We start from the raw sequence: 1,324 nt of genomic DNA, 5'->3' as shown, positions 1-1,324 counted from the left end.
CGGTGGTTTCAAGGGATCGATGCAACACCCCTTTTGGCTTGAGGAGTGTTGTGGGTTCGAGTGTGGTGTTGCGTTCGAGGATGCCGGCGTTTTGGGAGCACGTTAGGCGGGGTCTGAATCCGGGAGAAGCCGGTGTTGCCGTTGGCGTGTCGGAGGGTTGTGGGCGGCGGTGGTTCCGTGAGGCTGGCGGGGTGAAACCAGCTATTCGCGCGCTGAATACGTCGGGTCCACGACCGCGGTTGACACTTGAGGAGCGGATCGAGATCCAGGCCGGTGTTCATGCCGGTGAGTCGTTGCAATCGATGGGTCGCCGGCTGGGTCGGGCGACCTCGACGATCAAGCGTGAGATCGATAACAACTGCCAGTTACGTAACCGGGGTACCGGTCGTAAGTCGGGATATCGGCGTAAGTACGCGTTCGGCGCACGTCAAAGCGGAAATGCGGCGACGGTGCAGTACCGGGCGATGTCGGCGCATGATCGCAGCGCCGAGAACGCTCGACGGCCCAAGCGGCGCCGGTTGGCCATCGATGACAGGTTGCGCGTCGAGGTGCAGACTCGGTTGCAGTTACGTCATAGCCCGTACCAGATTGCCCGGCGGCTGCGTGACGACTTTCCCGACGATCCGGAGATGTGGATGTCACACGAGGCCATTTACCAGGCCCTTTACGTCCAAGGCCGGGGCTCGCTGCGCCGGGATCTGCACCAGTGCCTGCGCAGCAAGCGCGCGGTGCGCCGCTCTCAGCATCGGCCCGGGGAACGTCGTGGCCGCATCCCGGGGATGGTCATGATCAGTGAGCGTCCCGCCGAGGTAGCTGACCGCGCGGTGCCTGGGCATTGGGAAGGTGATCTCATCCTGGGCAGCACCGCTTCGGGCTCGGCGATCGGCACCCTCGTCGAACGCCGCACCCGATTTGTGATGCTGCTGCACTTACCCGACAACCACGGCGCCTTGGCCGTGCAAGAAGCCATCGTGGCCAAGATGACCGAGCTGCCCGACCATCTACGGCGGTCGTTGACCTGGGATCAAGGTAGCGAGATGGCTAACCATCTGGCCATCGCCGCCGCCGCCGATCTCGACATCTACTTCTGTGATCCACACTCGCCATGGCAACGCGGCAGCAACGAAAACACCAACGGCCTTCTCCGCCAATACTTCCCCAAAGGCACCGACCTATCCCTGCACGGACCCGGGATCCTCGACAACGTCGCCGCCGAACTCAACGGCCGCCCCCGCCAAACACTGAACTGGAAAACACCGGCCGAAGCGCTCAACGAACTACTCTCACAACCAACAGCTGTTGCATCGATCCCTTGAAACCACCG

At 62.8% G+C, this 1,324-nt stretch carries 1 protein-coding gene; it reads left to right on the top strand.

All coding sequences use genetic code 11. The features are described from left to right. The first annotated feature begins 80 nt into the window (after nt 1–80). Nucleotides 81–1,316, top strand: coding sequence for an IS30 family transposase (locus SKC42_RS27370; protein ID WP_442932286.1), 1,236 nt, complete (start codon nt 81–83; stop codon nt 1,314–1,316). Nucleotides 1,317–1,324 lie beyond the last annotated feature (8 nt).

This window comes from Mycobacterium sp. 050134, assembly GCF_036409085.1.
Classification (GTDB): Bacteria; Actinomycetota; Actinomycetes; order Mycobacteriales; family Mycobacteriaceae; genus Mycobacterium.
The sequence above is the reverse complement of the archived record's forward strand: the minus strand, read 5'-3'. Positions and strand labels throughout refer to the sequence as shown.